The organism is Rhodoferax sp. WC2427 (genome assembly GCF_040822085.1).
GTDB lineage: Bacteria > Pseudomonadota > Gammaproteobacteria > Burkholderiales > Burkholderiaceae_C > Rhodoferax_B.
The window spans coordinates 280,311-306,546 of sequence record NZ_CP162006.1 but is presented as its reverse complement, the minus strand read 5'-3'; the positions used below and the strand labels follow the sequence as shown (position 1 = coordinate 306,546).

The 26,236-nt window shown below is 65.7% G+C and carries 22 protein-coding genes and 1 pseudogene; 10 read left to right on the top strand and 13 right to left on the bottom strand.

The annotated features are described in order from the left end of the window. Positions 1–102 precede the first annotated feature (102 nt). The gene (locus AB3G31_RS01435) at positions 103–2,412 is read left to right on the top strand and encodes a PhoX family phosphatase (RefSeq protein ID WP_367848461.1); all 2,310 of its coding nucleotides are present in this window, start codon (positions 103–105) and stop codon (positions 2,410–2,412) included. 114 nt (positions 2,413–2,526) lie between these two features. Continuing rightward, entirely contained in the window at positions 2,527–3,270 is a 744-nt protein-coding gene (locus AB3G31_RS01430) for a hypothetical protein (protein ID WP_367848460.1), read from the top strand. A gap of 134 nt (positions 3,271–3,404) precedes the next feature. Here AB3G31_RS01430 and AB3G31_RS01425 read toward each other — a convergent pair whose 3' ends face one another. Together AB3G31_RS01425 and AB3G31_RS01420 are read right to left on the bottom strand one after the other, a co-directional pair. Continuing rightward, positions 3,405–4,679: an ABC transporter substrate-binding protein gene (locus AB3G31_RS01425; protein WP_367848459.1), complete on the bottom strand. Its 1,275-nt coding sequence runs from the start codon at positions 4,677–4,679 to the stop codon at positions 3,405–3,407. Positions 4,680–4,708: 29 nt separating this feature from the next. After that, positions 4,709–6,400 carry an alpha-glucosidase gene (locus tag AB3G31_RS01420; protein WP_367848458.1) on the bottom strand — a complete coding sequence of 564 codons (1,692 nt, stop codon included), beginning with the start codon at positions 6,398–6,400 and terminating at the stop codon, positions 4,709–4,711. 182 nt (positions 6,401–6,582) lie between these two features. Here AB3G31_RS01420 and AB3G31_RS01415 point away from each other — a divergent pair, with 182 nt between their 5' ends. Together AB3G31_RS01415 and AB3G31_RS01410 are read left to right on the top strand one after the other, a co-directional pair. Further along, the gene (locus tag AB3G31_RS01415) at positions 6,583–7,539 is read left to right on the top strand and encodes a helix-turn-helix transcriptional regulator (protein ID WP_367848457.1); all 957 of its coding nucleotides are present in this window, start codon (positions 6,583–6,585) and stop codon (positions 7,537–7,539) included. An 8-nt stretch (positions 7,540–7,547) separates the two neighbouring features. After that, positions 7,548–7,901 carry a TfoX/Sxy family protein gene (locus tag AB3G31_RS01410; RefSeq protein ID WP_367848456.1) on the top strand — a complete coding sequence of 118 codons (354 nt, stop codon included), beginning with the start codon at positions 7,548–7,550 and terminating at the stop codon, positions 7,899–7,901. On the opposite strand, the gene ubiA is transcribed toward AB3G31_RS01410, so the two are convergent. From ubiA to AB3G31_RS01390, 4 genes are all read right to left on the bottom strand, one after another. Beyond that, positions 7,874–8,806 (bottom strand): 4-hydroxybenzoate octaprenyltransferase, encoded by a 933-nt coding sequence (gene ubiA / locus AB3G31_RS01405; RefSeq protein WP_367848455.1) that lies wholly within the window; start codon positions 8,804–8,806, stop codon positions 7,874–7,876. The genes AB3G31_RS01410 and ubiA overlap by 28 nt on opposite strands. Positions 8,807–8,871: 65 nt before the next feature. After that, positions 8,872–9,774 (bottom strand): Dyp-type peroxidase, encoded by a 903-nt coding sequence (locus AB3G31_RS01400; RefSeq protein WP_367848454.1) that lies wholly within the window; start codon positions 9,772–9,774, stop codon positions 8,872–8,874. Between the two features lie 27 nt (positions 9,775–9,801). Then, positions 9,802–10,764 (bottom strand): LysR substrate-binding domain-containing protein, encoded by a 963-nt coding sequence (locus tag AB3G31_RS01395; RefSeq protein ID WP_367848453.1) that lies wholly within the window; start codon positions 10,762–10,764, stop codon positions 9,802–9,804. A 49-nt stretch (positions 10,765–10,813) separates the two neighbouring features. Beyond that, positions 10,814–10,969 carry a hypothetical protein gene (locus tag AB3G31_RS01390; protein ID WP_367848452.1) on the bottom strand — a complete coding sequence of 52 codons (156 nt, stop codon included), beginning with the start codon at positions 10,967–10,969 and terminating at the stop codon, positions 10,814–10,816. Positions 10,970–11,205: 236 nt separating this feature from the next. Here AB3G31_RS01390 and AB3G31_RS01385 point away from each other — a divergent pair, with 236 nt between their 5' ends. Next, complete coding sequence (locus AB3G31_RS01385) at positions 11,206–12,429, top strand: HD-GYP domain-containing protein (protein WP_367848451.1); 1,224 nt, start codon at positions 11,206–11,208, stop codon at positions 12,427–12,429. A gap of 8 nt (positions 12,430–12,437) precedes the next feature. On the opposite strand, the gene recG is transcribed toward AB3G31_RS01385, so the two are convergent. Further along, positions 12,438–14,531: an ATP-dependent DNA helicase RecG gene (recG, locus tag AB3G31_RS01380; RefSeq protein WP_367848450.1), complete on the bottom strand. Its 2,094-nt coding sequence runs from the start codon at positions 14,529–14,531 to the stop codon at positions 12,438–12,440. A gap of 190 nt (positions 14,532–14,721) precedes the next feature. On the opposite strand from recG, the gene AB3G31_RS01375 reads away from it, so the two are divergent. Genes AB3G31_RS01375 through tgt form a run of 3 tightly spaced genes read left to right on the top strand, consistent with a single transcriptional unit; the run spans position 14,722 to position 18,277 of the window. Continuing rightward, the gene (locus AB3G31_RS01375) at positions 14,722–15,960 is read left to right on the top strand and encodes an HD-GYP domain-containing protein (RefSeq protein WP_367848449.1); all 1,239 of its coding nucleotides are present in this window, start codon (positions 14,722–14,724) and stop codon (positions 15,958–15,960) included. A 33-nt stretch (positions 15,961–15,993) separates the two neighbouring features. Next, entirely contained in the window at positions 15,994–17,100 is a 1,107-nt protein-coding gene (gene queA, locus AB3G31_RS01370; RefSeq protein WP_367848448.1) for a tRNA preQ1(34) S-adenosylmethionine ribosyltransferase-isomerase QueA, read from the top strand. Further along, complete coding sequence (gene tgt, locus AB3G31_RS01365; RefSeq protein ID WP_367848447.1) at positions 17,087–18,277, top strand: tRNA guanosine(34) transglycosylase Tgt; 1,191 nt, start codon at positions 17,087–17,089, stop codon at positions 18,275–18,277. The genes queA and tgt overlap by 14 nt, the downstream gene beginning before the upstream one ends. Before the next feature lie 81 nt (positions 18,278–18,358). Here the strand turns inward: tgt and AB3G31_RS01360 are convergent, their stop codons facing one another. Beyond that, positions 18,359–19,579, bottom strand: coding sequence for an MFS transporter (locus tag AB3G31_RS01360; RefSeq protein WP_367848446.1), 1,221 nt, complete (start codon positions 19,577–19,579; stop codon positions 18,359–18,361). A gap of 117 nt (positions 19,580–19,696) precedes the next feature. Continuing rightward, positions 19,697–20,767 carry a serine endopeptidase gene (locus AB3G31_RS01355; RefSeq protein WP_367848445.1) on the bottom strand — a complete coding sequence of 357 codons (1,071 nt, stop codon included), beginning with the start codon at positions 20,765–20,767 and terminating at the stop codon, positions 19,697–19,699. A 178-nt stretch (positions 20,768–20,945) separates the two neighbouring features. Between AB3G31_RS01355 and AB3G31_RS01350 the strand changes: the two genes are divergently transcribed. Next, positions 20,946–21,788, top strand: a complete 843-nt coding sequence (locus AB3G31_RS01350) for a PA4780 family RIO1-like protein kinase (RefSeq protein WP_367848444.1) — start codon at positions 20,946–20,948, stop codon at positions 21,786–21,788. A 20-nt stretch (positions 21,789–21,808) separates the two neighbouring features. Here AB3G31_RS01350 and AB3G31_RS01345 read toward each other — a convergent pair. From AB3G31_RS01345 to AB3G31_RS01335, 3 genes and pseudogenes are all read right to left on the bottom strand, one after another. Then, positions 21,809–21,934 (bottom strand): annotated as a pseudogene (locus tag AB3G31_RS01345) (VapC toxin family PIN domain ribonuclease); the annotation flags it as partial. 64 nt (positions 21,935–21,998) lie between these two features. Next, a complete protein-coding gene (locus AB3G31_RS01340; RefSeq protein WP_367848443.1) occupies positions 21,999–23,921 on the bottom strand; it encodes an MFS transporter in 1,923 nt (640 codons plus the stop codon). 74 nt (positions 23,922–23,995) lie between these two features. Then, positions 23,996–24,754 (bottom strand): hypothetical protein, encoded by a 759-nt coding sequence (locus tag AB3G31_RS01335; protein WP_367848442.1) that lies wholly within the window; start codon positions 24,752–24,754, stop codon positions 23,996–23,998. 60 nt (positions 24,755–24,814) lie between these two features. Here AB3G31_RS01335 and AB3G31_RS01330 point away from each other — a divergent pair, with 60 nt between their 5' ends. After that, entirely contained in the window at positions 24,815–25,003 is a 189-nt protein-coding gene (locus AB3G31_RS01330; protein ID WP_367848441.1) for a hypothetical protein, read from the top strand. On the opposite strand, the gene AB3G31_RS01325 is transcribed toward AB3G31_RS01330, so the two are convergent. Further along, entirely contained in the window at positions 24,961–26,223 is a 1,263-nt protein-coding gene (locus AB3G31_RS01325; RefSeq protein WP_367848440.1) for an FIST N-terminal domain-containing protein, read from the bottom strand. The genes AB3G31_RS01330 and AB3G31_RS01325 overlap by 43 nt on opposite strands. Positions 26,224–26,236: the final 13 nt, after the last annotated feature.

Sequence of the window (26,236 nt, the reverse complement as noted above, 5' to 3'; positions counted from 1 at the left end):
CAGGGCGATGACAGCCCCGCGGCAGCGCACCGGTGATTCACAGACCTGTCATACGGCGTGGATAGGCTAGCGCTTTACCTCTTCTTCACACAGAAACCCCCGATGAACACTCCTGTCCACGCCTTCACCGACCCCGACGACCTCGACAACAACCCCAGTGCCAACCGCCACTTGCAAGACGTGATGGCCACCCCGCTGGGCCGCCGCCAGGTGCTGCGTTCCGGCGTGGGCGCGCTGGCCACGGCCAGCCTGGGCGGTCTGGGCCTGGCGGCCTGCGGCGGCGGCGACGATGCCGTGGCCGCCCCGCTGCTGCCACCGGTACTGGGCTTTACCGCTGTGGCCAAAAGCCTGGCCGATGCCGTCACCGTGCCTGCGGGCTACACCGCCACCGTGGTCTATGCCACTGGCGACTCCATCGACCCTACCGTGGGCGACTACCAAAACAACGGTACCGACGGCAACTTTGCCCGCCGCAGCGGTGACCACCACGACGGCATGCACTACTTTGGCCTGACCACCGACGGCAAGCCCTCGCAGACCAGCAACAGCCGCGCGCTGATGGCCATCAACCACGAAGCCGTCAACGGCACGGTGCCCTTCATGCACCCCAACGGCCAGACCAACATCGCCTCCAGCGCAGGCCCACGCCCCGAAGCCGAAGCACTGAAAGAAGTTGAAGCCCACGGCGCGTCGATCATTGAAATCAGCAAGACGGCAGGTATTTTTGGCGTAGCCAAAGCCTCGACCTTCAACCGCCGCGTCACCCCCCGCACCCCCATGGTGTTTAGCGGCCCGGCCAAAGGCTCCGCCCTGCTGAAAACCAAATACTCGCCCGACGGCACCGCCACCCGCGGCATGATCGGCAACTGCGCCAGCGGCTACACGCCCTGGGGCACCTACCTGACCTGCGAAGAAAACTTTGCCGGTTTCTTCCGCCGCGGCAGCGCCGACGACGCACTGCGCAGCGCCAAGGAACGCACCGCCTTCAAACGCATCGGCCTGGCCCAGGGCGCAGGCGGCGGCCAACGCTGGGCCACCGTGGTGCCCGCGGACAGCAGCAACACCGAATACGCCCGCTGGGACGCCAGCAAGCTCGGCACCTCCACCGACGGCAGCGACGACTTCCGCAACAGCCACAACACCTTTGGCTGGGTGGTCGAGATCGACCCCTACAACCCCACGTCCACCCCGGTCAAGCACACCGCCCTGGGCCGCTTTGCGCACGAAGGCGCCTGGCCCAGCAACCCGGTGGTCGGCCAGCCGCTGGCCTTCTACATGGGCGACGACTCGCGCAGCGAATACGTCTACAAATACGTGTCCAACGCCGTATGGAGCGCCGCCGATGCCAACCCCACCGACCGCCTGGCCACGGGTGCCAAGTACCTGGACAACGGCACGCTGTTTGCCGCCAAGTTCAACGCCGACGGCTCGGGCACCTGGCTCAAGCTGGACCTGGGCAACCCCGCCATCAGCGGCAACAGCGCCTACGCCTTTGCCGACCTGGCCGACCTGCTGGTCAACGCCCGCCTGGCTGCAGATGCCGCCGGGGCCACCAAGTGCGACCGCCCCGAGTGGACGGCGGTGAACCCGCGCAATGGCGAGATCTACATCACCATGACCGAGAACCCCGACCGCGGCAACGTGGGCAGCACCAGCGGCAACAACGTGCCCAACCCCGATGTGGACCCGGCCTTCCCCCGCTACTGGCTGGACAACAAGGGTGCAACCGCCCAAAAGGGCAATGTCAACGGCCAGGTCATGCGCATGCGCGAAACCGGCAACCTGGCATCGGCCACCACGTTCAACTGGGACATCTACCTGTTCGCCAGCCAGGCCGCGGCCGACATCGGGCTGGACAACGTCAACTACCAGAACAACGTCAACCTCTCGGGCCTGACCTCGGTGAACGACCTGTCCAAGCCCGACGGCTGCTGGTTCTCCAAGGCCAGCGGCATCCTGTGGATCGAAACCGACGACAACGCCTACACCGACGTCACCAACTGCATGCTGTTGGCCGCCGTACCCGGCAGCTACGGCGACGGCGGCAAGATCACCGTGACCAACCAGGCCAACGGCAAGCCCGGCACCGCAGGCACCGCCCCGGTGGTGGTAGACACCTATGCGGGCAAAAAGATGAACGACACCATCTTCCGCCGCTTCCTGACCGCGCCGCTGGGTGCCGAGGTGACCGGCGTGGCCGAGTCGCCCGACGGCAAAGCCCTGTTCGTCAACATCCAGCACCCGGGTGAAAACACCGCCGCCGCCAACATCGGCGACCCGACCAAGTTTGAAAGCCACTGGCCCGGCAACGGTGCCGGTGTGGCCGCCTACGGCCCCGGCGGCAGCAGCGCCCGCCCCCGCTCGGCCACGGTGATGATCACCAAGAACGACGGTGGTGTGATCGGCTTGTAACAGCCCACGGGTGGTGCGTGCGCAGGGGAGGATTTGTTATTTTGATAGCACCTTATACTGGCTGGATGGGCGTGAACGGCCCATTCCATCCAACCCCTCCTACCGTCCACCACCATGGGATTCGCCTCCAGCCTGCGCAGTGTGCGCGCCAAAGTCCGCCGGTCCTTTGCCCACCGGGGCCTGTGGGGCACGCTGGCCTATGTGCCCGAGTTCGCCCGCTATCTGGTGCGCCGCCTGGACCCGCAGCGCAGGCGGTGGGAAGCCGACGCCCTGCGCGTGCAGCAGCAGTTTGACCGCGACTACCAGGTCGACACCGCAGGCATCACGCAGCTCAGCGACCTGGCCGTGGTGGGCCAGCACCGCGACCTGGGGCACTACTACCACGGCACCGACCCGCAGGTGTTCCAGCGCCAGATGGAGCAGCTGCCCATAGACCACGCGCAGTACAGCTTCATAGACTACGGCTCGGGCAAGGGCAAGGCGATGCTGCTGGCCTCGCTGTGGCCGTTCCAGGCCGTGTGGGGGGTGGAGTTTGCGCAGGCGCTGCACGCCGTGGCACTGCGCAACATCGCCAGCTTTCGCCACCCCGGCCAGCGCTGCCGCCATCTGCAGTCGGTGCACCAGGATGCCACCCAGTTCGTGCTGCCCCACACCCCTTGCGTGGCGTATTTCTACAACCCCTTCAGCGAGGTGGTGCTGGCGGCCATCCTGCAACACATCCAGGCCTCCCTGGCCGCCCAGCCGCGCGACCTGTGGGTTTGCTACACCCACCCCTACGCCCACGGCCCGCTGGACCAGGCCCCCTTTTTGCGCCTGGTGCAGGCGCATGCGCACTACCGCATCTACCGGGCGGTGTAGCGTGGGCCACCGCCGCTGATGCTCCAAAGCGAGGCAAAATTGCTTACTTTTTGATAGCTGCCCGTGCTGGTTGAATCAGCACGGGCAGCTTTTTTTATGCCTGAAAAATCAGGCTAAAACGATAGCAGCACTTTTTACCAGCTCGGGCCGCGGCGGATGCCGTCGATCTTGCCTTCGAGCTTCTTCACGCTCTCGGCGCCGGTGGCCTTGCCGGACAGCACTTCGTGGGTGGCGTTCCAGAAGGCGGCGGACACCTCGTTGTACTTCATGCCGGTGACGGTGGCCGGGCGCGGCACGGCGACCTTGAGGGTTTCAAACAAATCGCCGTAGAACGGGTTGGCGGCCAGGATGTCTTTGTCCTGGTACAGCGCGGGGATGGTGGGGTTGGAGGCCAGGGTGATGGAGCGCTCTTTTTGCACCGCCTCGCTGGTCATGTAGAGCACCAGGTCCGCGGACTCCTTGGGGTGCTTGGTGTATTTGCTGACCGCCATTTGCCAACCGCCCAGCGCAGCAGCCCCGGTGCTGTTGGGGCCGTCGCCTTTGGGCATGCCCACCATCACCCCGATCTTGCCCTTGATGCTGCTGTCAGACCCGTTGCCCAGTGCCCAGGCATAGGGCCAGTTGCGCATGAAGACGGCGTTGCCGTTCTGGAACACGCCGCGGGCTTCTTCTTCGGCGTAGTTGAGCACGCCGGTGGGGGCGATGGTGCCGATCCAGCTGGCGGCCAAGTCCAGCGCCTTGGCCGCCTGGGGGTTGTTGATGGTGGTTTTGCCCGCGCGGTCGATGATGGTGCCGCCACCAAAGCTGGCCACCCATTCCAGGCCGGTGCAGGTCAGGCCCTCGTAGGCCTTGGCCTGGAACACAAAGCCCTGCATGGCGGCGTTGCCCGCCTTGCGCTCGCCGTCCATGACTTTTTTGGCGGTGGTGGTGAGCTCGGCCCAGGTGGTGGGCGGCTTCTCGCCGTATTTGGCCAGCAGGTCCTTGCGGTAGAACATCACGCCCGCATCGGTCAGCCAGGGCATGGCCAGCAGCTTGCCGTTGACGGTGTTGTTGGCCACCATGGCGGGGAAATGGGTCTTCTCGATGCCCTTGGTGTAGGGCTTGAGGTCGAGCAACTGGTCTTTCAGGATGCCGGGCCAGACCACGTCGATCTGCATCACATCGAGTTTGTCGGAGCGGGCGGCAAACATCTGGCGAAACAGCCCCAGGATGTCGCTGGACGACTGGGGAACGCTCAACAGCTCCAGCGTGTTGCCGGTCTTGGCGCCCCACTCGGTGGCGATTTTTTTGCAGTACTGCACGTCCTGCTCAGCCGAGCCGCAGGTCATGGTGAGCGTCACGCCCGCCGCCTGCGCACCTGCCGCGCCCAGGGCCAAAGCCCCCATCCACACCATTTTTTGCATCTTCATTCTTGTCTCCTTCAAAGTTAAAAAAACACTCACTCCAACCGAAAAATCGCCGCCTCATAGGGCCGCAAAACCATGCTCTGCAGATCCATGCCCGCTGCGGGGTAGTTGCCAATCACCCGCTGCGCCGCGCGGTACGGCAGGGACAGCACCGGCGTGCCGCCGTAGAAGTTGCACACCACCAGCCAGCGCTTCTTGCCCAGGGTGCGCAGGTAGGCGTAGATCTCGAGGTGCTCGGCCAGCAGCAACTTGTAGCGGCCGTCGACCAGCACCGGGTGCGCCTTGCGCAGGGCGATCAGGGCGCGGTAGTAGTGGAAGACCGAGTCCGCGTCGGCCAGCGCCGCCTCGCTGTGGATGGCGGGGTAATTGGGGTTGACCGGCTGCCAGGGCGTACCGGTGGTGAAACCGGCGTGGGTGGTGGCGTTCCACTGCATGGGAGTGCGGGCGTTGTCGCGGCCCTTGGTGCGGATGGCCTGCAGGGCTACCTCGGGGTCTACGCCGCGCTCTTGCGTGGCGGTGCGAAACATGTTGCGCGACTCCAGGTCGTAGCAATCGGCCACCGAGGCGTAGGGCTTGTTGGTCATGCCCAGCTCTTCGCCCTGGTACACGTAGGGCGTGCCCTGCATGCCGTGCAGCAGCGTGGCCAGCATCTTGGCGGACTGCACGCGGTACGCGCCGTCGTCACCGAAGCGCGACACCGGCCGGGGCTGGTCGTGGTTGCTGAGGTACAGGCTGTTCCAGCCCCGGCCCGCCAGGCCGTCCTGCCAGCGCGACAGGCTGGTTTTGAGCTCGCCCAGCGGCAGCTTGCGCAGCGCCCATTTGCCTTCGCCATGGCCGGGCACCGAGTCCAGATCCATGTGCTCAAACTGGAACAGCATGCCCAAGGCACCGGTCTCGGGGTGGGTGATTTCCACGCCCTGGCGCAGCGTGGCGTTGGGTGCTTCGCCCACGGTGATGGTGTCATAGTGGTCCAGCACCTCGCGCCGCATTTCCTGCAGGTATTCCACCAGGCGCGGGCCGTTGGTGACCAGGGTGAACGCGGGCTGCAAAAAGCCGGGCCGCACCACCGGGGCGTTAGGCAGGCTGCCATCCGCCGCGTAGGTTTTGGACACCATGTTGATCACGTCCATGCGGAAGCCGTCCACACCCTTGTCCAGCCAAAAGCGCATCAGCGCATACACCTCGGCGCGCACCAGCGCGTTTTCCCAATACAGCTCGGGCTGCTTTTTGGAGAACATGTGCAGGTAGTACTCGCCGGTGGGCGCATGGAACTCCCAGGCCGAGCCGGAAAACGCGGCTTCCCAGTTGTTGGGCGGCCCGCCATCGGCGGCCGGGGCACGCCAGATGTAGTAATTGCGGTAGGGGTTGTCTTTGGATTGGCAGGCTTCGGTAAACCAGGGGTGCTCGTCCGAGGTGTGGTTGACCACCAGGTCCAGCATCAGCCGGATGCCGCGCTGGTGCATCTGCGCCAGCATCTGGTCGAAGTCGGCCATGCTGCCGTATTCGGGGGCGATGGCGCGGTAGTCGCTGATGTCGTAGCCGCCGTCGTCGTTGGGCGAGGGGTAGATGGGCGACAGCCACACCACATCGATACCCAGCGTGTGCAGGTAGTCCAGCTTGGAGGTGATGCCGGGCAGATCGCCCACGCCGTCGCCATTGCTGTCGCAAAAACTGCGGGGGTAGATCTGGTATGCGACGCTGCTTTTCCACCACGGCTGGGCCATGAATACTCCTGGTTGTGTGGCCGAAAGTTTAGGAGCCCGACCCGCCCGCCACCAGCGAATCCACTGCCAGAAAACTGCAAGCAATGCCACAAAACCTGGATGGGCAATAAGCCGTATCCAAGGGTAAATACGGACTCCTGCCTCTGGCGCTGCACTGGCACTCTGGATTTAATGGCATACCTATGCAACAAAAACCAGAGCGCCGCGGCCTCAAATCCCTAGAGGCAGAAACCGCCCGCAACAGCGCCGACAAAGCACTGTGGATGCGCCAGCAGCTGCGCCACAGCATGGCCGGGCTGCTGGCCGACAGCCTGCCGGTGCGCCCCTGCGGCGGGCCGCGGGTGGGCGATTTGCGCGGCGAAGGCCACTTCCACCTGGTGCCCGAGTTGTTTTTGCAGACCGGCGGCAGCACCTGCTTCACCCTGCCGCACGGGCCGCTGGCGTTGCGCGCGGGCGAGGCCCTGCTGATGCCGCCGCGCATGCTGCATGCCGAAACCACCGTGGGCAGCGACTTCAGCAACATCGTGGTCTACGCCGACGGCACCGCCCTCACCTGCCACCTCGCCACCGAGACCTCGCCGGGCCGCCCCGGCATTGACCACCTGGAGTCGCGCCAGCACCCGCACGCCGCCCGCATCCACGACTGGCTGGCCGATGCCGCTGCGCTGGGCGGCGCGGTGGAAGATGCCGATGCCCGCCTGCAGGTGCGCGCCCTGCTGGCCAGTGCCTGCGCCGGTGTGCTGCGGGTGCTGGACGATGCCGCGCCCCGCACCCAGCCCGAGCCGCCGCTGGTGGCGCGGGTGCGCATGTGGGTCAACAACCAGCTGGGCGACCACAGCCTCAACGTCACCGCCCTGGCCGCGCAGGCCGGGTGCACGCCCGAATATTTGTCGCACGTGTTCAGCCAGACCACCGGCGGCCACCTGATTGCCCACATCAACCGCCAGCGCATGGACCGCGCCGCCCATCTGCTGGCCGAGACCGACATGGCGGGCAAAGAGGTGGCCTGGGCCTGCGGCTTTGCCACCCCCAGCTACTTCATCCAGACCTTCCGCCAGCAGTTCGGCGCCACGCCGCAGCAGTGGCGGGCCAAACGCCAAGACGGCCAGACGGAACTGGGCGACACTGCACCTCCCTAGGAATTCCCATGTCCACCCACCCCAGCACCGCAGAATTTTTGCTCGACCAATTGGCCGCCACCGGCAGCGTGTCGGTGCGCCGCATGTTTGGCGAATACTGCCTGTACCTGGCGGGCAAGCCGGTGGGTTTTGTGTGCGACAACCAGCTGTTTCTGAAGCCCACCGACGCAGGCAAGGCCGTAATGCCCCAGCCCGTGGAAGGCTTCCCCTACCCCGGAGCCAAACCGCACTGGTGCGTCACCGCCGACCAGTGGGAAGACGCCGCCTGGCTGTGCCAGCTGGTGCAGGCCACGGCCGGGGCGCTGCCCGAGCCGAAGCCGAAAAAACCCAAGGCTCAGGCCAAGGCGCGGCCCAAGGCGTAGCTGCCCGCCACCCCCGCAAACACTGCGCAGCCCACCCAGTGGTTCAGCCGGAAGGCTTTGAAACAGCCGTCGCGGGTGCGGTGGCGGACCAGGGTCCAGTGCCACAGGGCTTGCAGGGCGGCCACGCCAATTGCTATGTAAAAAATAGCGCCTAGCGCATACGGCATGAGCGCCAGCACCCAAATAAGCATAAAGGTGGCGTAGAAGGCCATGACGCCCGCCACGTCCCAGCGGCCCAGGGTGATGGCCGAGGTTTTCATGCCGATCTTGAGGTCGTCGTCGCGGTCCACCATGGCGTATTCGGTGTCGTAGGCCAGCACCCAGAACAGGTTGCCCAGCAGCAGCACCCAGGCCACCGGTGGCACGCTGGCCCCCAGCTTGGCCAGCGAAAAATCGGCCCAGCCCGCAGCCGACAGCACCTGCCACGGTGGCCCGCCCTGCACGGCGGCGAAGGCCATGGGGATACCGAAGCTGAAGGCCACGCCCAGCACCGCCTGCGGCATGGACACATAGCGCTTGGCATACGGGTAGACCACGGCCACGGCCAGGGCGGCGAAAGACCAGACCACGGTGGCGGCATTGGTGGTCAGCACCAGCGCAAACGCGGCCAGGGCCAGCAGCGCGCCAAAGCCCAGCGCGGCCCCCACCGATAGCGCGCCACTGGTGACCGGGCGCTGGGCGGTGCGTTTGACGTGCTTGTCGAACTCGCGGTCGGCCACGTCGTTCAGGCAGCAGCCCGCGCTGCGCATCAGGATGGTGCCCAGGGTGAAGACCAGCAGCAGGTGCCAGCCGGGAAAGCCGCCCGCGGCGATCCACAGCGCGCTGAGCGTCGGCCATAGCAGCAGCAGCCAGCCCGCGGGGCGGTCCCAGCGGATAAGTTGTAAGTAGAGGCGGGGAGAATTCATAATAAAAATGGCCGCTAGCGCTTATCTAATCAGCGCAAGCAGCTACTATTTAGATAGCAAATGATTTACAGACCCAACTGGCGCAAGTCCAGCCTGCCGTCGCGCACGGGCGGGCACCACAGGTAGGCCCCGGTGACGGGTTTGGAGTAGGTAAAGGTGGCGTCCACGATGCCGTCTTCCTGCCCGGCCATGCGGCGCATCTGGGCTTCGAAGGCGTACAGGCTGGCCCCAAAGGCCACAAAAAACAGGCCACACTGGTGGCCCACGGCCCAGGGCATGGAGCGGCGCAGCACAAAGGCTTCGGGGCTGAAGCTTTCTTGCGCGGTGCGTTTCACGTGGGCGGAGGCGGGCGCATCGTCCAGCTCTGCGTTGTCGGCCCTGCGGCGGCCCATGGCGTTGTCCTGGCCCGCGGTGCCCAGCGCGTCGAAGGCGTCCAGGTTGTGCACCCATTGCTGGAGGGCGGCGAAGCTGGAGCCGGCCATGCCCTCGGGTGCGCCGTGCACCAAGGCGGCGGCCTCGGCGGCCTCGCCTTCGGGGTTTTCGGTGCCGTCTTCGAAGCCGGTGAGGTCGCGGTCGTTGGACTCCGAGTCGCCGTGGCGGAAGCCGTCGAGCACGCGGTCCAGGTGGAAGGCCGGGGCCAGGGCTTTCTCAAGGCGGCGGGCGTGTAGCACCACCTCGCCCTGCGCCGCGCCGCGCACCCAGCACCACAGGGCCACCGGGGTGCTGGGCACCTGCACGCCGTGACCGGAAAAGTCGGGCATGGCGCGCAGGCCGGGCACTTCGGCCCCCAGCGCATCCGCCAGCTTGGCACCGATGCCGACCACCACCGACCGGCCGTCGGCCAGGGCCGCCAGGGCTTGCAAGGCCGCACCCAGGGCGGCGGGCGTAGCCCCGGCCGCGGGCGACAAAAACAGGTAACGCCCATGGGCGAGCACGGGTTCCAAAATGCCGGGTTGCGCAAACTTCACAAGGCTCTCCACAGGGGTTTTCGGGTTTCAGGACAGGCGTTTCACGCCGGGTAGTTCACAGGCGTAGATGGCGTTGCGCAGGGCGGCAATCGCCTCGTAGCGGGTAAAGCTGCGCCGCCAGGCCAGCACCACGCGGCGCATGGGCGGGTCACCGTCAAACGGCAGGTAGCGCACAAACGGGTCGCCCCCGTCGTCCTTGCGGGTGCGTTTGGGCTTGGCCACCAGGGCGGCCTTGGGCACGCTCAGGCGCGGCACCAGGGTGATGCCCATGCCCGCGGCGACCATGTGCTTGATGGTCTCCAGCGACGAGCCCTCAAAGCTCTTGCGGATGCCCTCGGCCCCGCTGGAGAAGCGGGCGAACTCGGGGCACACCTCGAGCACGTGGTCGCGGAAGCAATGGCCGCTGCCCAGCAGCAGCAGGGTCTCGGCCTTGAGCTGCTCGGAGGTGACGCTGGTCTGCGCGGCCAGCGCATGGTGGGTGGGCACGGCGACCATGAAGGGCTCGTCGTACAGGGCGGCCACGGCCAGGCCGGTATCGGGGAAGGGCTCGGCCATGATGGCGCAGTCGATCTCGCCCATGCGCAGCATCTCCAGCAGCTTGACGGTGAAGTTCTCCTGCAGCATCAACGGCATCTGCGGCGTGCGCTGGATCACCTGGCGCACCAGGTCGGGCAGCAGGTAAGGGGCGATGGTGTAGATGATGCCCAGGCGCAGCGCGCCGCCCAGCGGGTCTTTGCCGCGCTGGGCAATTTCCTTGATGGCGGCGGCCTGCTCCAGCACGCTTTGCGCCTGGCGCACGATTTCTTCGCCCAGCGGGGTGATGGTGACCTCGTTGGCGCTGCGCTCGAAGAGCTTGACGTCCAGCTCTTCTTCGAGCTTCTTGATCGCCACCGACAGCGTAGGCTGGGACACGAAGCAGGCTTCGGCCGCCTTGCCAAAGTGCCGCTCACGGGCCACAGCCACGATGTATTTGAGTTCGGTGAGGGTCATGGGCGCTATTGTCCACCCGCCACCGCCGTAGGGACAAGGCAGCCGAAGGTTAATCCGGCAGCACCGCGCCCACCACCGCCCCGGTGGCCTTGACCCCGGTTTTGACAATGACTGCGCCGGTGGTCACCACCGCGTCGGCCACCGCGATCACGGCGCAGCCACTGCAGGCCAGCGCCACACACATCCCCAATACCCAGACTCGCATAGCCCACCCTCGCGCTTTCTCCAGAAAAGCTGCATCTTAGAGCGCCCGCCAGCACCACCGACCGCCCACTTCAAAAAAAGTAGCTACTGGCGCTTAACAGACAAGCACAAGCGGTCATTTTCATCCCCAATAGTGGGGACGACGTGTTGCCAATTTGTGCATGAAAAACTGCATACTGCGCCATACTGGTGGCACGCCCACCCTGCTGCCCCCCACACGGATTACCGCTGCGCACCATGCTCAAACGGATCAGCGTTCGCCACCTGGCCCTCGGTATGCATATCGACGGGTTTTGTGCGCCGTGGATGGAGCACCCGTTCTGGCGCAACCACTTTGTGCTGACCGACCCGCAAGACATCGCCCGGGTGCGCGCCAGCAGCGTGCAAGAAGTGTGGATCGACACCGGCAAGGGCCTGGACGTGGCACCCGAGGTGGCAGCGCAGGCCCTGCCCGAAGCCGCCCCCCACGCGACGCCAGCCCCCGCGCCTGCGCGCGACACCGCCCCCACCACGGCCGCCGAGGAGTACGCGCGGGCTGCCCGGATCTGCGCCAAAGCCAAGCTGGCCGTCACCACCATGTTCCAGGAGGCGCGGCTGGGCCAGATGGTGCAGACCGAGCTGGCCGAGCATCTGGTGCAGGAGATCAGCGACTCGGTGATGCGCAACCCCAGCGCCCTGGTCAGCCTGGCGCGCATCAAGACGGTGGACGACTACACCTACATGCATTCGGTGGCGGTGTGCGCGCTGATGGTGGGGCTGGCGCTGCAGCTCAAGCTGGACGCGGCCCAGATCCGCTCGGCCGGCATGGGCGGGCTGCTGCATGACCTGGGCAAGGCGCTGGTGCCGCTGGAGGTACTGAATAAGCCCGGCAAGCTCACGCCCGCCGAGTTCGCGGTCGTCCAGGCCCACCCCACCCAGGGCCACAAACTGCTGGTCGAATGCCTGACGGACGACCCGGCGGTGCTCGACATCGTGCTGCACCACCACGAAAAGGTGGATGGCAGCGGCTACCCCAATGGGCACAAGGCCGATGCCATCAGCCAGCTGGCCAAGATGGGCGCGGTGTGCGATGTGTACGACGCGATCACCTCCGACCGGCCCTACAAGAAGGGCTGGGATCCGTCCGAATCGCTGAAGAAAATGGCCGAATGGACCAACGGCCATCTCGACACCCAGGTGTTCCACGCCTTCGTCAAAAGCCTGGGCATCTACCCCACGGGGTCGCTGGTGCGGCTGGCCAGCGGGCGCATAGCGGTGGTGACCGGGCAAAGCGCCAATTCCCTGCTCAAACCCATCGTCAAGGCGTTCTTTTCCACCAAGTCCGACATGCGCATCCTGCCGGTGGTGATAGACCTGTCGGCACCCGACTGCACCGACAAGATCGCCGGGCGCGAAGATCCGGCGTACTGGCGCTTCCAGGACCTGAACACGTTGTGGTCGGGGCTGGGGCCGTTCGCTTAGGCGTCGGGTCAGGCCTTCAGATACTCGGCCTTGCCGCCCAACCAGCGCAGCACGTGCTGTTCGGCCAGGTGCGGGTGGCGGTCCAGCATGTGCGGGGCCAGGGCACGGGCCCATTCGAGCAGGTCGGCATCGGTTTCCAGGTCGGCAAAGCGCAACAGCGGTGCACCCGACTGGCGGGCCCCGAGGAATTCGCCGGGGCCGCGGATTTCCAGGTCGCGGCGGGCGATCTCGAAGCCGTCGTTGGTCTCGGCCATGGCCTGCAGGCGGGCGCGGGCGATCTGACCCAGGCGCGGCGCGTCACCGGTGGAATACAGCAGCACACAGGCCGAGGCCGCCGCGCCGCGCCCGACCCGGCCACGCAGCTGGTGCAACTGGCTCAGGCCGAAGCGCTCGGCGTGCTCGATGACCATCAGCGACGCATTGGGCACGTCCACACCGACCTCGATCACGGTGGTGCTGACCAGCAGGCCCATGCTGCCTTCGGTGAACAGCGCCATCACCGCCTTCTTCTCGGCCACCGGCATGCGCGAGTGCAGCAGGCCGACCATGACGCCGGGCAGGGCTTCGCTCAGCGCTGCATGGGTTTCGGTGGCGTTGCGCAGGTCCAGCGCCTCACTTTCCTCGATCAGCGGGCAGACCCAGTAGATCTGGCGGCCCTGGGCGATCTGGGCACGGATGCGGTCCACCACCTCGTCGCGGCGGGCGTCGTTGACCACCTTGGTGACGATGGGCGTGCGCCCGGGCGGCAGTTCGTCGATGGTGGACACGTCCAGGTCGGCGTAGTAGCTCATGGCCAGGGTGCGCGGGATGGGGGTGGCGGTCATCATCAGCAGGTGCGGCTCCAGCGCGCCGTCGACCATCTTGCTGCGCAGGGCCAGGCGCTGGGCCACGCCAAAGCGGTGCTGCTCGTCGATCAGCGCCAGGGCCAGGTTGTGAAAGACCACTTTTTCCTGGATCACGGCATGGGTGCCCACCACCAGGGCGGCCTCGCCGCTGGCGATTTTTGCCAGCATTTCGCGGCGCTGCTTGGTTTTTTGGCTGCCGGTGAGCCAGGCCACACATTTGCCCAAGGGGGCCAGCAGCGGCTCCAGCCAGGCGACAAGCTTGCGGAAATGCTGGTCGGCCAGGATTTCGGTGGGGGCCATCAGCGCGCACTGCCAGCCCGCGTCCATGGCGGTGCAGGCGGCCAGCGCGGCGACCACGGTTTTGCCGGAACCCACATCGCCTTGCAGCAGGCGGTTCATGGGCACGGGCCGGGCCAGGTCGGCAGCGATCTCGGCCCCCACGCGCTGCTGGGCGGTGGTGAGGGCAAAGGGCAGCGCGGCGCGCAAACCATGCAATAGACGGGCACCGTCCAGCGGTACCAGTGGCGGGGCCCGCAGCAGATCGCGCGCACGCTTGGCCTGCAGCTGCGAGAGCTGCTGGGCCAGCAGCTCCTCGGCCTTCAGGCGCTGCCAGGCGGGGTGGCTGCGGTCTTCCAGCGCGGCCAGCGACACGTCGGGCGCGGGATGGTGCAAAAACAATAGCGCCTCACGCAGGCTGCAATGGCGCTGGAGGCCTGTTTGGCTTAAATACTGGGGGTTGTAGTCCGGGCCGTCCGGCGGCAGGGTTTCGGACAGGTTGGCGCGCTTCAAGCCGCCCAGCACGGCCCGGCGCAGGTAGGCCTGTGGCAACCCGGCCACGCTGGGGTAGACCGGGGTGAGCGCGGTGGGCAGCTCGCCCCCAGCCAATTTGAACACCGGGTGCAGCATCTGCTTGCCCAGAAAGCCACCTTTGACCTCGCCACGCACCCGCAGCCGCGCACCCACCGCCAGGGTTTTCTGGTGCGAGGGGTAGAAGCTGAAGAAACGCAGGGTGCAGGTGTCGCTGCCGTCATCCACCGTCACCAGCAGCTGGCGGCGCGACTGCAGGCTGACTTCGCTGTGGGTGACGGTGGCCTCGATCTGCACGGTGTCGCCCTCGCGGGCGTCGGCCAGGCGGGTGATGCGGGTTTCGTCCTCGTAGCGCAGGGGCAGGTGCAGGGCCAGGTCGATGTCGCGGCGCAAACCCATTTTGAGCAGGGCTTTTTGTGCGGGATTCAACGGGGATGGAGGGGCGGCCATGGGGGCGGATTTTGCCCTGTTGCATCCACTGGCCCGGTGGTGGGCAGCGCATACCAGGGTGGTTGGGCGGAGATGCCGCACGTCCTCCCGCAAAGTAAACGTATCATCTTGTTGCAAGGTGCGTCAAATTGACGCAACCTGACCGTGTTTTGTACTCTTTTTTGCCTGCCTCGCACCCGAGCAGCGTTTTATGCTCAAACGAATTAACGTCCAAGAACTGACTCTGGGGATGCATATCGACGGCTTCTGTGGTCCGTGGATGGACCATCCTTTCTGGCGCAACCACTTTGTGCTGACAGATCCCCTCGATATTGACCGGGTGCTGGCCAGCGACATCCGGGACGTGTGGATCGACACCAGCAAAGGCCTGGACGTTCCCCCCGGCACCGAAACGGTCATGCAGGTGGAAACCATCCAGGCCGTGGTGCAGGAAATTTTGCAGGCGGAAGCACCTGCGCGAGACACCACCCCCACCTCGGTCGCGGTCGAGTACGCGCGGGCCGCGCAGATCTGCGCAAAATCGAAGCAGGCTGTCATCGCCATGTTCCAGGAAGCGCGCATGGGCAATACGGTAAATACCGAGTTGGCCCATAACCTGGTGAACGAGGTATCCGACTCGGTGATCCGCAACCCCGAGGCCATGATCAGCCTGGCCCGGCTGAAGAACGCAGACGACTACACCTACATGCATTCGGTGGCGGTCTGCGCCTTGATGATTTCGCTGGCGCGCCAGCTCAAGCTGGACGAAGCACAAACCCGCTCGCTCGGCCTGGCTGGCCTGCTGCACGACCTGGGCAAGGCGGTGATGCCCATGGAGGTGCTGAACAAGCCGGGCAAGCTGACCGATGCCGAGTTCCGCATCATCCAGTCCCACCCCGTAAAAGGCCACCGCATGTTGGCGGACAAACAGGCCGTGGACGACATCGTGCTGGATGTGGTGCTGCACCACCATGAAAAAATGGACGGCACAGGCTACCCCGACCGGCAAAAGGGCAACAGCATCAGCCTGTTTGCCAAGATGGGCGCCATTTGCGATGTGTACGACGCCATCACCTCGAACCGCCCCTACAAAAAAGGCTGGGACCCCTCCGAATCGCTGAAAAAAATGGCCGAATGGACCAACAGCCACCTGGACCCGCAAATATTCCAGGCCTTCGTCAAGAGCCTGGGCATCTATCCCACGGGCTCGCTGGTGCGGCTGACTTCTGGCCGTCTGGGCGTGGTGATGGAGCAATGTGCCAGCTCGCTGCTGAAACCCGTGGTCAAGGTGTTCTATTCCACCAACTCCGACATGCGGATACCACCCGAGGTGGTCGATCTGTCTGCACCGGGCTGCAAGGAAAAGATCACCGGCCGCGAAGACCCCGAATTCTGGCGTTTCAAAGACCTGAACGAGCTCTGGTCCGGCATGGCGCAGGCGAGCTGGTAAACACCGCGGCTTTTCTGGGTTCCAATCGGGACCATGCTTACTCCTGACACCCCCTCTGGCACCGCCAGCCGCAGCTTCACGCTCTCTGACTTCGACTTCGTCCTGCCCGCCGAACTGATCGCCCAGCACCCTGCTGCCGAACGCAGCGGCTCGCGCCTGCTCGACGGCATGGGCCCGGCCCCCGTTGACCGCATCTTCCACACCCTTCCCCAGCTGCTCAAAGCCGGTGACCTGCTGGTGTTCAACGACACCAAGGTGCTCAAAGCCCGCCTGTTCGGCGAAAAACCCAGCGGCGGCAAGGTGGAGCTGCTGGTTGAACGTGTGCTCACTGGCAACCAGGTGGCGGCCCATATGCGGGTCAGCAAGAAGCCCGAACCGGGCACCACCATCGCCCTGGTCGGCAAAGACGGGGAAAGTGGCTTTTGCGCCACCCTGCTGGGCCGCTGGCCCGATGCCCACGGCACGCTGTTCCGCTTCGTGCTGAGCAACAACGCGGGCGACGACCCCTACACCCTGATGGAACGCCATGGCCACATCCCGCTGCCGCCCTACATCACCCATACCGATTCGGAAGAAGACGCGCTGCGCTACCAGACCGTGTTCGCTAGTCGCCCCGGTGCCATCGCCGCCCCCACCGCCGCCCTGCACTTTGACGATGCGCTGCTGGCCCAGCTGGAAACCCAGGGCGTACAGCGCGCCAGCGTGACCCTGCACGTGGGTGCCGGTACCTTCCAGCCGGTAAAAACCGAAAACCTGGCCGAACACCAAATGCACAGCGAGTGGTATGAGGTGCCCGAGGCCACCCAGAAAGCGATTGCGGATTGCAAAGCGCGCGGCGGCCGGGTTGTTGCCGTGGGTACCACCACCGTGCGCACGCTGGAGTCCTGGGCCCAATCCGGCCAGGCCACGGGCGACACCCGCATCTTCATCACCCCCGGTTTTGTGTTCCAGCACGTGGATTTGCTGGTGACCAACTTCCACCTGCCCAAGTCCACCCTGATGATGTTGGTGAGCGCGTTTGCCGGATACGGGAAAATCATGGCTTTGTACCAGCACGCTATCCGCGAGCAGTACCGCTTTTTCAGCTATGGCGATGCCATGCTGCTTTCCAAAACGAGCCCCGACCATGTTGCAATTTGACCTTCTCGCCACCGACCAGCCCCGCGGCGACTACGCGGGCAGCCACGCCCGCCGCGGCACGCTGACGCTGAACCACGGTGTGGTGCAAACCCCCATCTTCATGCCCGTAGGCACCTACGGCACGGTCAAGGGCGTCATGCCGCGCAGCCTGGAGGAAATGGGCGCGCAGATCATCCTGGGCAACACCTTCCACCTGTGGATGCGCCCCGGCCTGGACGTGATGGCCCAATTTGGCGGCCTGCACCAGTTCGAAAAGTGGAGCAAGCCCATCCTGACCGACAGCGGTGGCTTCCAGGTGTGGAGCCTGGGCGAAATGCGCAAGATCAGCGAAGAAGGCGTGAAGTTCTCATCGCCCGTCAACGGCGACAAACTGTTTCTTACGCCCGAGATCAGCATGCAAATCCAGACCACGCTGAACTCCGACATCGTGATGCAGTTCGACGAGTGCACGCCCTACGACACCAAGGGCCACATCACCACCGAGCGCGAAGCCCGCGTCTCCATGGAGCTCAGCCTGCGCTGGGCCAAGCGCTGCCAGGCCGAATTCGCCAAACTGGAAAACCCCAACGCCCTGTTCGGCATCGTCCAGGGCGGCATGTTTGAAAACCTGCGCCAGGAATCGCTGGAGCAGCTGGTGGAAATGGACTTCCCCGGCTACGCCGTGGGCGGTGTCAGCGTGGGCGAGCCCAAGGACGAGATGCTGCGCATCATGGCCCACACCCCGCACCGCCTGCCTGCCCACAAGCCGCGCTACCTGATGGGCGTGGGCACGCCCGAAGACCTGGTGCAGGGTGTGGCCGACGGCGTGGACATGTTTGACTGCGTCATGCCCACCCGCAATGCACGCAACGGCACGCTATTTACCCGCTTTGGCGACTTAAAGATCCGCAACGCCCGCCATAAAACCGACGAGCAGCCATTGGACGTCACCTGCACCTGCCACGCCTGCGCGGGCACCAGCGGCGTGGCCTATGCCGATGGCGGCCGCGACGGCTTCAGCCGCGCCTACCTGCACCACCTGGACCGCTGCGCCGAAATGCTCGGCCCCATGCTGGCCAGCATCCACAACCTGCATTACTTCCTGAACCTGATGCGCGAGATGCGCGAGGCGCTGGACGCAGGCGCGTTTGGCGCGTTCCGGGCGCAGTTCAAGGCCGAACGCGCACGCGGGGTGTAGGCAGCAGACAAACGCTCTCATTTTGAGAGCTTGTGCTGCTTATGGCATCAGCGCAAAGTGCCTTTTTTGCCCATAAAAATGTCAGTGCGCAAACACCGCTGCTTCCCGCTGCGCCTGCGCCGCCTGCGTACGACCATGCTTGCGGTCTTGGGCGCGGGCGACAAAGCTCAGGCCAAAACCTGCCAGCGCCAGCGCTGCGCCCACCCAGGGTAGCTGGCTGTACGGCACGCCGGACTGGATGGCCAGGCCGCCCAGGTAGGCCCCGCTGGCGCAGCCAATGTTGAAGCCGCCCTGGTTCAATGTTGAGGCCAGGTTGGGCGCGTTGTGCGCCGCGTCGATCACCCGCATCTGCAGTGGAGGCACCACCGCAAACACCAGCGCACCCCACAAAGGCAGGGTCAGCATGGCTGGCCAGTAGCTGTGGCTGGTGTAGGTAAAGGCGGCCATCACCAGCACCACCAAAAAGAACACGATGCGGATCAGGCGCAGCGGGCGGTGGTTGGCCAGCTGGCCGCCCGCAATGTTGCCAATCGTCAATCCCACGCCAAACAGCAGCAAAAACGCGCTCACGCCGCTATCGGTCACCATCGTCACATTGCTGAGGATGGGGCGGATGTAGGTGAACACCGCAAAGAGGCTGGCCGCCGACAGCGCGCTCATGGCCATGCCCAGCAACACACGCGGGTCGCGCAGCACCCGGAACTCTTGCGCCAGGCCGGGGCTGGCCAAGGCAGGCATGCGCGGCAACACGGCAGCAATGCCGACCAGGGCCACCATGCCAATCGCCGCCACCACCGCAAACGTATAACGCCAACCCAGCGCCTGGCCCAAGGCCGTACCGCCAGGCACGCCCAGCACATTGGCCAGGGTCAGGCCCGCAAACATCAGCGCCATGGCTTTGGCGCGCTGGTCGCGTGGCACCAGGTCGGCGGCCACCACCGCGCCCATGCCAAAGAAGGCCGCGTGGGCAAACGCGGTAAACACCCGCGCCGCCATCATCAACCCGAAGCTGGGGGCCACGGCACAGAGCAGATTGCCCAGCATGAAGATGGCCATGAGCGCCAACAGGCTGCCCTTGCGTGGTGCGCGTGACAGCGCGGCAGCCATCAGCGGGGCACCCACCACCACGCCCATGGCGTAGCCGGTGACCAGCATACCGGCCGAGGGGATGGACACGTTCAGATCCGCCGCCACCTCGGGCAGCAAGCCCATGATGACGAATTCGGTGGATCCGATGCCGAAAGCGCCCACGGTCAGGGCCAACAGGGGGATGCGCGCGCGCAAATGGGTGAGCAGGCTCATGGTGGGCGACCTTTGGGAAGCAGAAGCGAAGACACTGGGGTTTACCCGCATCTTAAATGCACACGCCAAACTATGTGCAAGCGTTACACAATTTCCCCCAAGTTCCCGTATTTGCGGCTAAACCGACGGCGGAGTGGCCGCCACCGGCGGCAGCACGGTGGCCGATGCCCCGCAGGCATGGCAGAACTTGGCAAAGGCGCTCTTGCGGGTGTGGCACGGCGCGCAGTGGTCAAACAGGCCAATGCCGCAGTGCGGGCAGAAGTCGATGCTGTCGTTTTTCAGGTCCACCGGCCGCTCGCAGCCGGGGCACACCCCTTTGGCCAGGCGGGCCAGGGCGACGTCGTAGCTGAGCTCTTCGCGGCGCTGGGCATCGGGCAGGGCTTCGGCCAGCTTTTGCTTTTCCAGGTAGCGGTTCAGCGCCACGATGGCTTGCCGTCCGACCAGCACGGTCAACACAATGCCCACCACATAGCGTACGTAGCCGCCGTAACTTGGCAGGTAAGGCACCAGTTCGACAAAGAAGGCGAACAAGGCAAAGAAAATGAAGCCCCACACAAACGGCCAGTAGGTGCTTTTGCGCTTCTTGGCAAACAGCCAACCAGCGATGGCCAGCAGCGGCAGGGTAAGCGCCAGCCGGTAGCCGAACACCCGCAGCTCCTGGGCCCGCTGGGCCTGCTGCCAGCCCACATCCGCCGCGCGCTCCAAGGCGTCGAGCTGGGTTTGCGCGGCCTGCACCGACTGGCGGGCATCCAGGGCCACCTGCTCTTGCTGTTCAATGGCGCTTTGGGCTTGGCGCTCGGCGGTGGCCAGGGCATCCAGCGCCTGGGTGCGGCGGATCAACTCGGGGTCCTGGTCGGCGCGGCCCGTGGCGCCCCGGGTGGCCAGCCAGTTGTCGAAGGTTTCGCGGGCGGCGCTGCTGTTGGCGCGGGCCGTCTGGTGCTTGAGGTTGGCCTGCTCCAGGGCGGCATCGGCCGCTTCTTCGGCCTTGTGTCCGGTGGCGATGGTGGCCCGTACCTGGGCGGCAGCGGGCTTGTCGATGAAGTCCTCCAGGCCCACGGTTTGCTCCACCTGCGGCAGATCGCCCACCACGCTGCTGCCCAGGCCGATCAAAAACCCGGCAAAGACCAAGGCCACCAGCCACAGACCGCGCTGGAACCACTTTTCTGACAACCGCAATGCTTTGCTCACTTCCAATCCTTTCATGACGCTAGCGCCTACCAGGCAAACACCACCAGCTATGGAAAATATAGTACTTGGTTTTCGGCCTGGGCTGGCGGCCGCGCACACACATCCGGGAGAGTGCGCCATCCTGGGCGTAAGAACGTGTTTACGATCTTTTTAGGGCCGCGCAGGCACAATCCACCCCATGAAAGCACCCCCCAGACTGCAAGCCTTGGTCGAAGAAGGCCTGATCGACACCGTGGTCCGCCAGCTCATGAGCGGCAAGGAAGCCATGGTCTACGTGGTGCGCAGCGGCGACCACACCCTGTGCGCCAAGATCTACAAGGAAGCCACGAACCGCAGCTTCCGCCAGGCGGTGGACTACACCGAAAACCGCAAGGTCAAAAATAGCCGCCAGGCCCGCGCCATGGCCAAGGGCAGCAAGTTTGGCCGCGAATCCCAAGAGGCAGCGTGGCAAAGCGCCGAGGTGGATGCCCTGTACAAGCTGGCTGATGCCGGGGTGCGCGTACCCAAGCCCTACAACTTCTTTGAAGGCGTGCTGCTGATGGAGCTGGTAACCGACGCCCACGGCGATGCCGCCCCGCGCCTGAACGACGTGGCCTTCAGCCCCGAAGATGCCCGCCACCACCACGCCACCCTGCTGGCCGAGGTGGTGCGCATGCTATGCGCGGGCACGGTGCACGGCGATTTGTCCGAGTTCAACATCCTGCTGGCTGCCGACGGCCCGGTCATCATCGACCTGCCCCAGGCGGTGGACGCTGCGGGCAACAACCACGCCCAGCGCATGCTGCTGCGCGACGTGGTGAACCTGCGCGATTTCTTCGGCCAGTTCGCCCCCGAACTGCTGAGCACCCAGTTTGGTCCCGAGATGTGGGAGCTCTACCAGCGCGGCCTGCTTTCCACCGAGGTGGTGCTCACCGGCCACTACCAGCCGCAGCGCGGCGCGGTCGACATGGGCAGCGTGATGCGTGAAATTGACGATGCGAAGGCAGAAGATGCGGCGCGTAGGCTACGGATGGCGGGGTAGCCGCTATTGCCCGGGACGGTTTAGCCGTACCAATTCTCCACGCGCAAGCCGTGCACACGCTCGAACTCCCGAATGTTGCGGGTCACCAAGGTCATGTCGTTCGCCAAGGCGATGCCAGCGATAAGCTGGTCGCAGGCGCCGATGGGGGGCGCAGGCCATCACTTCACCGTCAAGGCAAATGGTGGCTTGGAACATGGCCAATTTTCCAATTTATGGCATGGTGCCAGCCAACCCCGCCACCCGCGACCGCAATACCTCCGGCTGCACCGCACCCGCCGCCATCGCAGGCCCCACGTTCAGTCCCACCCGGTTCAACACCCCGCGGCGAAACGGCTTGGCCATGGCGGTGCCGTCTTCGATCCGGCTGAAGTACGAGCCCCACAGGTGGGTCAACGCCATGGGAACCACTGGCACCGGGGCGGTTTCCAGAATTTTCATGATGCCGCCCTTGAACTCCTGCAGCGTGCCGTCCTTGGTGATGCCGCCTTCGGGAAAAATGCCCAGCAAATCACCGTCTTGCAACACCTTGGCGGCGGCGGCGAAGGCGGCTTCGTAGGCGGCGGGGTTCTCAGAACGGGGCGCGATCGGGATGGCCTTGGCCAGGCGGAACAGCCATCCCAGCACCGGCACCTGGAAGATGCGGTGGTCCATCAGGAACACGATGGGGCGCGGGCTGGCGGCCATCAGCAGCACGGCATCGACAAAGCTGACGTGGTTGCAGGCCAGAATGGCCGGCCCCGCCATGGGGATGTGCTCGTCGCCCGTGATCTTGAAGCGGTAGGCGCAGTGCGACAGCAGCCACGCCACAAAGCGCAGCAGGTACTCGGGCACCAGCATGAAGATATAAAAGGCCACCACCGCGTTGGCTATTGCCGTGAACAGGAAGATCTGGGGAATGGTGAAGCCTGCGCTGAGCAGCGCCCCGGCCAGCACCGAACTGGCGATCATGAACAGCGCGTTCAGGATGTTGTTGGCCGCGATGATGCGGGCGCGGTGGGTGGGCTGGCTGCGCAGCTGGATCAGCGCGTACATGGGCACGCTGTAGAGCCCGGCAAACAGGCTCAACAGCGCCAGGTCGGCCATCACCCGCCAGTGCGCGGCCTGGGCGGTAAAGGCGGCCAGGCCCATCACCGCGCTGGGCGGCAGGCCGCGCGCGGCAAAGTACAAATCCACCGCAAACACGCTCATGCCGATGGCGCCCAGCGGCACCAGGCCGATCTCTACGTGGCGGCGGCTCAGCACCTCGCACAGCAGCGAACCGGTGCCGATACCGATGGAAAACACCACCAGCAGCAGCGTGGCCACCTGCTCGTCGCCGTGCAGCACCTCTTTGGCAAAGCTGGGGAACTGGCTCAGGAACACCGCGCCAAAAAACCACATCCAGCTGATCCCCAGCAACGAGCGGAACACCACCAGATTGCCGTGCGCCAGCTGCAAATTGCGCCAAGTCTCGGTAAACGGGTTCCAATTGATCTTTAAACCGGGGTCGGTGGCCGGCAGCTGCGGAATCGCCTGCGCCACCCAGCGGCCCACCAGCGCCAAGCCTACGCAGCCGATGGCCACCGCGGTGTGGCCCACCTCAGGGATCGTCACCAACAGCCCGCCAACGATATTGCCCAGCAAGATGGCCACAAAAGTGCCCATCTCGACCATGCCGTTGCCGCCGGTCAGCTCGGCATCATTGAGCACCTGCGGCAGGTAGGCGAACTTGACCGGGCCAAACAGCGTGGAGTGCAGGCCCATCAGAAACACGCAGGCCAGCAACACCGGGATTTGCACCGCCGGGTTGGTCGACAGGAAACCATAGGCGGCCAGCAGCATGATGCCGATCTCCAGGTTCTTCACCGTGCGGATCATGGCGGTCTTGGGGAACTTGTCGGTCAGTTGCCCGCTGGTGGCCGAAAACAGCAAAAACGGCAAAATGAACAACGCCCCGATCACCAGCCCCGCCAGCGCGGGTGGTAACCAGCTGACGCTGAGCTGGTAGGTCACCATCACGGTGAACGAGAACTTGAACAGGTTGTCGTTGGCCGCCCCCGAAAACTGCGTCCAGAAAAACGGCGCGAAGCGGCGCTGTTTGAGCAGAGCGAACTGGTTGGGGTGGGCGGTAGTGTCAGGATGTTGGGCTTGCATTTTTATGAACCAAATAAGGCGCTTGCGCTGATTCTATAAGCGCAAGCAGCTATAAAAAATAGAGCATTTAGAGATTAGTCTGCCACAGCGGTATGTCTCGCCGTGCCCACTGCCGTGCGCGATGCCATCGCCGCCAGCACCGGCCAGGCGGCCAATGCAGCCACCACGTGCTTCAGGCTGTGGCCCGACACCACGCCGCCGGTCCAGGCAAACACGCTGTGGTCGCCCTGCTCCAGCAGCTTGGCCAGGGCGTACGCGGCAACCACTCCGCCCAGGCGGATGCCCCAGGCCCCGGGCCGCGGCGGGTACAGAGCCAGGCCCAATACCAACACCATGCCGCCGCCTTGCAACACCGCCCAGGGCAACAGGTTGCCCGTGGCCGACCACACCGCCACCGACAACGGCCCCCACAGCAGCACCGCGCCCGCGGTCCACAGCCCCGCCCGGTCGCTGCTGCGGTCGGCCACGGCCAGGCCCAGCAGACCGGCGAACACGGGCACCATGCCGCAGCGGTCCAGGGCCAGCCGGGCATCGTCGGGCTGCCAGTGGTAGATGCCGGAGCACAGCGCGGCCACCAGCAAACCCACAAAAAACAGGGCCGCCAGCCCGCGTTGCACGCCAGGCGGCTGGCGCTGCACCGCCCGCAGCCCCCACAGGCCGCCCACGGCAAACGGCAGGTTGCTCAGCACGTCCAGCGCGTTTGGCAGGCCCGCCCAGGCCCGCTGGTCGGCAAACCCGTGGTAGTGCGCCTGTTGGGCGACAGTGGGGCCGCAGGCTGCGGCTACGGCGGAGAGCGCCACGGCGCACAGCAGAGTCAGTTCAAATCGGTTCACGGCGCATTCCTCCCTCTATGCCGACCTGGCCGTCCCGGGGGCGTGGCCGGGTCCTGCGTCATGCGTCTTGCACATGCGGGCCACGGGCGGTATGCCTTGTCCATGGTGGATGCCATCTGCAGCGCACTGAAGCTGGATGTTGCCGAAGCCGCCCGCGAGAGCTACACCCTGGTGGCTGGGCGTGCGGCGCTGGGCGTTTGCGGTGTCTACCGCCCTGCGTCGGTAAACACCGTCAGCACGCCGGTGTAGCCGTACAGGTTTTGCCGGGCGATTTCACCGGCGGCGAAGAAGCCCACCAAGGGCACGTCGCCCAGGGCGCGGCGCACGATCTGCAGCTCGGCGCTGGGGCCGCCGAAGTGGTTGCCACCCCGTCCTGTACAGCTCACGTAGATGGCGCCCGCGATGCGCCGGGCCGGGTGCGGGGCGGATTCGGCCTCGGGGGCAGCGAGTGCGGTGGCCAGTTCGACCGACAGTTCCTCGGGCTCCAGCTCTTCGCGGATTTCGGCGCAGATGCGCACCAGGTCGGCCTTGGCCGCGGCCACATTGCGCTGGCAGAACGCCAGCCGGGTGCCTTCGGCCACGTGGTCGCCAATCGCCACGCCCTTGCGCGTCGGGTCCAGGCCGATGATATGGCGCACCACCACCTCGCTGCCGAAATGGGCGGTGCGTAACGGTGCGTCGCCCGCGGTGGCGCGGGTCAGGCCGGCCAGCGTGGCGCGCACCCGGCCCAGTGCCTGTTGCGGATGCTCCAGGTCCACGCCCAGGTCGGCCAGCAGCACGGCCAGCGCGGGTTGACCGTCCAGCTCCAGCACCAGGTTGGCGTCTGACGCGGTGACCACCCGGTTGGCGGTGATGGGCTGGCAGCCTTGGGTGACGCGCGACACCAGCGATACGGCGGGGCCAAACGCCACGCCGCTCAGGCCGCCGCTGAACACGCCGCGCGCCGCGCCGTGGCCTTTGATGTTGCCGTTGCCACCTACCGCAAACTGCACCGAGCGCGAGCGGCTGGAGGCCAGGCCGCCAAACAGGTAGCCGGTGTCGGTGCGGGCGGCCATCTCGAGCACCAGCTCGGTCAGGTCGGGGGTGCTGGCATCGGCGTGGACCAGGGCGGTGTGGGCTTCGAAGCCCAGGCCCAGCGGGGCCACGCCGGAGAACACGCGGTACTGGTCGGCGGGCAGGTCGCACAGCATCACGCCCAGGGCGGGTTCGTCAAAGTACTCGACGTTGTTGGCGCAGATGCCGATGCCCACCGTACCCGTCCAGTCGGTCACCTCGGGCAGCTCGCCGCTGAGGTGGTCCAGGATGTCCTGCGCCTGGGCCGCGTAGTGGTCGGTGATGTAGAGCAGGCCCAGGGTGGGCGCGCTGGCGTAGTCGGGCAGCGCCATGTGGGCGCGCAGTTGGGCCAGCACCAGCCCGGCCGCCATACGCCAGTCGGGGTGCGTGGCATGGCCGTGGGGGAAAAGTTGCATGGCGGCCTCCGTG